This is a genomic window from Streptomyces sp. NPDC002785, from assembly GCF_040295565.1.
In the GTDB taxonomy this organism is placed as follows: Bacteria; Actinomycetota; Actinomycetes; order Streptomycetales; family Streptomycetaceae; genus Streptomyces.
The window spans coordinates 1-3,982 of the sequence record NZ_JBEOVN010000337.1; the positions used below are offsets into that span (position 1 = coordinate 1).

The window sequence follows — 3,982 nt, forward strand, 5'->3', positions numbered from 1 at the left end:
CCCGGCAGCGGGAGTACGGGGGCTTCGCCCTCAGCGGGTGATCAGCCCTGCGGCAGGTTCGCCAGCTGATTGGTGATCCGCTCGATGTCCGCCTCGGCCTTGGCGAGCCGGCCACGGATCTTGTCGACCACGTTGTCCGGTGCCTTACCGAGGAACGCCTCGTTGGAGAGCTTGCCGTTGGCCTGGGCCTTCTCCTTCTCGGCAGCGCCCAGGTCCTTCGTCAGGCGCTTGCGCTCGGCCTCGACGTCGATCGTGCCGGACAGATCGAGGGCGACCGTGGCCCCCGCGACCGGCAGCGACGCGGTGGCGTGGAAGCCGTCCCCGGCGGGCTGCAGTCGCAGCAGCTGGCGGATGGCCGCCTCGTGCGGGGCGAGCGCCGTGCCGGTCAGGGTGAGCTCGGCCGGGACCTTCTGGCCGGGCTGCAGGCCCTGGTCGGAGCGGAACCGGCGGACCTCGGTGACGACCTGCTGGACGAGCTCGATCTCCTTCTCGGCGGCTTCGTCGCGGAAACCGGAGTCGGCCGGCCAGTCGGCGATGACGACGGACTCGCGGCCGGTCAGCGTGGTCCAGAGCGTCTCGGTGACGAACGGGACGACCGGGTGCAGGAGTCGCAGCATCACGTCGAGGACCTCGCCGAGGACCCGGCCGGAGACCTTCGCCTGCTCGCCGCCCGCGAAGAACGTGGTCTTCGACAGCTCGACGTACCAGTCGAAGACCTCGTCCCACGCGAAGTGGAAGAGCGCCTCGCTGAGCTTGGAGAACTGGAAGTCGTCGTAGAACGCGTCGACTTCGGCGACGGTCTTGTTGAGCTTCGACAGGATCCAGCGGTCCGTCGCGGACATCTGCGACGGTTCGGGCAGCTCGCCCTCGATCGTGGCGCCGTTCATCAGCGCGAAGCGCGTGGCGTTCCAGATCTTGTTGGCGAAGTTGCGGGAGCCCTGGACCCAGTCCTCGCCGATCGGGACATCGACGCCCGGGTTGGCGCCGCGCGCCAAGGTGAAGCGCAGCGCGTCGGAGCCGTACTTGTCCATCCAGTCCAGCGGGTTGACGACGTTGCCGAACGACTTCGACATCTTCTTGCCGAACTCGTCACGGACCATGCCGTGCAGAACGATGGTCTTGAAGGGCGGGACGCCGTCGTTGACGTACAGGCCGAACATCATCATCCGGGCGACCCAGAAGAAGAGGATGTCGTAGCCGGTGACCAGGACGGAGTTCGGGTAGAACTTCGCGAGGCTGTCGGTCCGCTCCGGCCAGCCGAGCGTGGAGAACGGCCACAGGCCGGAGGAGAACCAGGTGTCCAGGACGTCGCTGTCCTGCGTCCAGCCCTCGCCCGTGGGGACCTCGTCGTCCGGTCCGACGCAGACGACCTCGCCGTTCGGGCCGTACCAGACGGGGATGCGGTGACCCCACCAGAGCTGGCGCGAGATCGTCCAGTCGTGGAGGTTGTCGACCCAGTCGAAGTACCGCTTCTCCATCTCCTGCGGGTGGATCTTGACGCTGCCGTCACGGACGGCGTCACCGGCCGCCTTGGCGAGCGGGGCGACCTTGACCCACCACTGGAGGGACAGGCGCGGCTCGATGGTGGTCTTGCAGCGCGAGCAGTGGCCGACGGAGTGGAGGTACGGACGCTTCTCGGCGACGATCCGGCCTTCGGCGCGCAGCGCGCCGACGATGGCGGACCTGGCCTCCAGGCGGTCGAGTCCCTCGAACGGGCCGGGGACGGTGATGACCGCGCGCTCGTCCATGACCGTGAGGAACGGCAGGTCGTGGCGCTTGCCGATCTCGAAGTCGTTCGGGTCGTGGGCGGGCGTGACCTTGACGGCGCCGGTGCCGAACTCCGGGTCGACGTGGTGGTCGGCGACGACGGGGATCGTGCGGTCGGTCAGCGGCAGCTTGATCTGCCTGCCGACCAGGTGCTTGTAGCGCTCGTCGTCGGGGTGGACGGCGACCGCGGTGTCACCGAGCATCGTCTCGGCGCGGGTCGTGGCGACGACGATGGTCTCGTCGCCGTCCCCGTACGTCATGGAGACGAGCTCGCCGTCGTCGTCCTGGTACTCGACCTCGATGTCCGAGATCGCGGTCAGACAGCGCGGGCACCAGTTGATGATGCGCTCGGCGCGGTAGATCAGCCCGTCGTCGTACATCTTCTTGAAGACGGTCTGGACGGCGGTGGACAGGCCTTCGTCCATGGTGAAGCGCTCACGGGACCAGGCGACGCCCTCGCCGAGCCGGCGCATCTGGCCGGAGATCTGGCCGCCGGACTCGTTCTTCCACTTCCAGACGCGCTCGACGAACGCCTCGCGGCCCAGGTCGTGGCGGGACTTGCCCTCCTTGCCGAGCTCGCGCTCGACGACGTTCTGGGTGGCAATGCCGGCGTGGTCCATGCCGGGCTGGTACAGCGCCTCGAAGCCCTGCATGCGCTTGCGGCGGACGAGGGCGTCGATCAGCGTGTGCTCGAAGGCGTGCCCCAGGTGCAGGCTGCCCGTGACGTTCGGCGGCGGGATGACGATGGAGTACGGGGGCTTCTCGCTGTGCTCGTCGGCTTCGAAGTAACCACGTTCTACCCAGCGCTCATACAGCTTCCCCTCTACCTCGGCCGGTGCGTACTGGGTCGGCAGTTCGGGGTTGCTGGCTGGCGTCTGCTGAGTGTTCTCGGTCACGGGGGACAGTTTAGGGCCGTCACAGTCGTGCACTGAAACCGGTTTGTTCAGTAACGGTGTCACTCCCGGTGGTCCACGCGGGTGGACCTTCCGTCAGGATGTTCGGAACGCATAAGCATGACGAACAGGGGACACCGCAGATGAGCTACAACCAGCCGGGCCCGTACGGCGGGCAGCCGCCGCAGGGCCAGCCGGGACCGTACGGTGGCCAGCCGCCGCAGGGCCAGCCCGGCCCGTACGGCCAGCAGCCCGGCCCGTACGGGGCCCAGCCCCCGCAGGGCGGTCAGCCGGGTCCTTACGGCGGTCAGTCCCCGCAGGGCCAGCCCGGCTACGGGTACCCGCAGCAGGCCCCCCAGGGTGTCCCGCCGCAGCAGCCGCCCCAGCCGGGCTACGGCTACCCCCAGGCCCAGCAGCCGGGCCCGTACGGCCAGCAGCCGCCCACGCCCCCGTACGGCGGCCAGCAGGGCTACGGCATGCCTCCCGAGGCCCCGAAGAAGAAGACCGGCCTGATCGTCGGCGCGGCCGTGGCAGCGCTGGTGGTCGTCGCGGGCGGGGTGTACTTCTTCACCTCCGGCGGCGGCAACGGCGACGTCTCGTCCGACACCAAGGGCTACAAGTTGACTCCGGCGGCCTCGGTGGACGACTACAAGAAGAGCGCGAGCGGCGGCGGCGCGTCCGGGCCCATGACAGGCAAGGACAAGACCGAGTCCGAGGCCATGGGCATCAAGTCGCCGAACGAGGTGGGCGCCCAGTACGCCAGCGGTGACGTGGAGAAGAACCCGCTCACCTCGAAGGCACTCATGCTCAAGGGCGTGTGGGGCGAGATCGAGGACCCCGCGAAGACGCTGGACGCGGCCTTCGCGGGCGCCAAGACGGAGATGGCGAAGGAGGAGAACAGCGATGTCACCCTCGTCGGCTCCCCCGAGACCGTCGAACCCGCGGGGTTCAAGGGCGCCCTGATGAAGTGCCAGACGCTGAAGACGGTCAACGAGAAGGCCGACGGCACCGTGCAGAACGGGCCCAAGGAGATCCTCACCCCGGTCTGCATCTGGGCCGACTACAGCACGGTCGGCATCGTCTTCGGTATCGACATCGGCGCGGCCATGACCAACAAGGCCATGCCCACGGAGGATGTCGCGGCCCTTGCCGCGAAGCTCTACAACACGTCCCGCACCAAGGTCTGATCAGACTGCGGCATACGGAAAAGGGGCGCCCGGCCGGGCGCTCGTCGGTGATGTTCGACTACGCCCATCTGGACCGCCCGATCGTGGTGCACGCGCCCGACTGGCAGACGTACCGCACGGTCCGGGGAGTCTGCT

2 protein-coding genes and 1 pseudogene are annotated in these 3,982 nt (G+C 68.5%); 2 read left to right on the forward strand and 1 reads right to left on the reverse strand.

Features of this window, described 5'->3' with window-relative positions:
* Positions 1–41 precede the first annotated feature (41 nt).
* Entirely contained in the window at positions 42–2,663 is a 2,622-nt protein-coding gene (locus tag ABTZ94_RS36495) for a valine--tRNA ligase (RefSeq protein WP_351207584.1), read from the reverse strand.
* Positions 2,664–2,803: 140 nt separating this feature from the next.
* Between ABTZ94_RS36495 and ABTZ94_RS36500 the strand changes: the two genes are divergently transcribed.
* Complete coding sequence (locus tag ABTZ94_RS36500) at positions 2,804–3,847, forward strand: hypothetical protein (RefSeq protein WP_351207586.1); 1,044 nt, start codon at positions 2,804–2,806, stop codon at positions 3,845–3,847.
* A gap of 41 nt (positions 3,848–3,888) precedes the next feature.
* Positions 3,889–3,982, forward strand: a pseudogene (locus ABTZ94_RS36505) (CDP-glycerol glycerophosphotransferase family protein); the annotation flags it as partial.

Bases quoted from the DNA above. Each gene is read 5' to 3' on its own strand.
- ABTZ94_RS36500 (WP_351207586.1), top strand. From the start codon at position 2,804: ATGAGCTACAACCAGCCGGGCCCGTACGGCGGGCAGCCGCCGCAGGGC.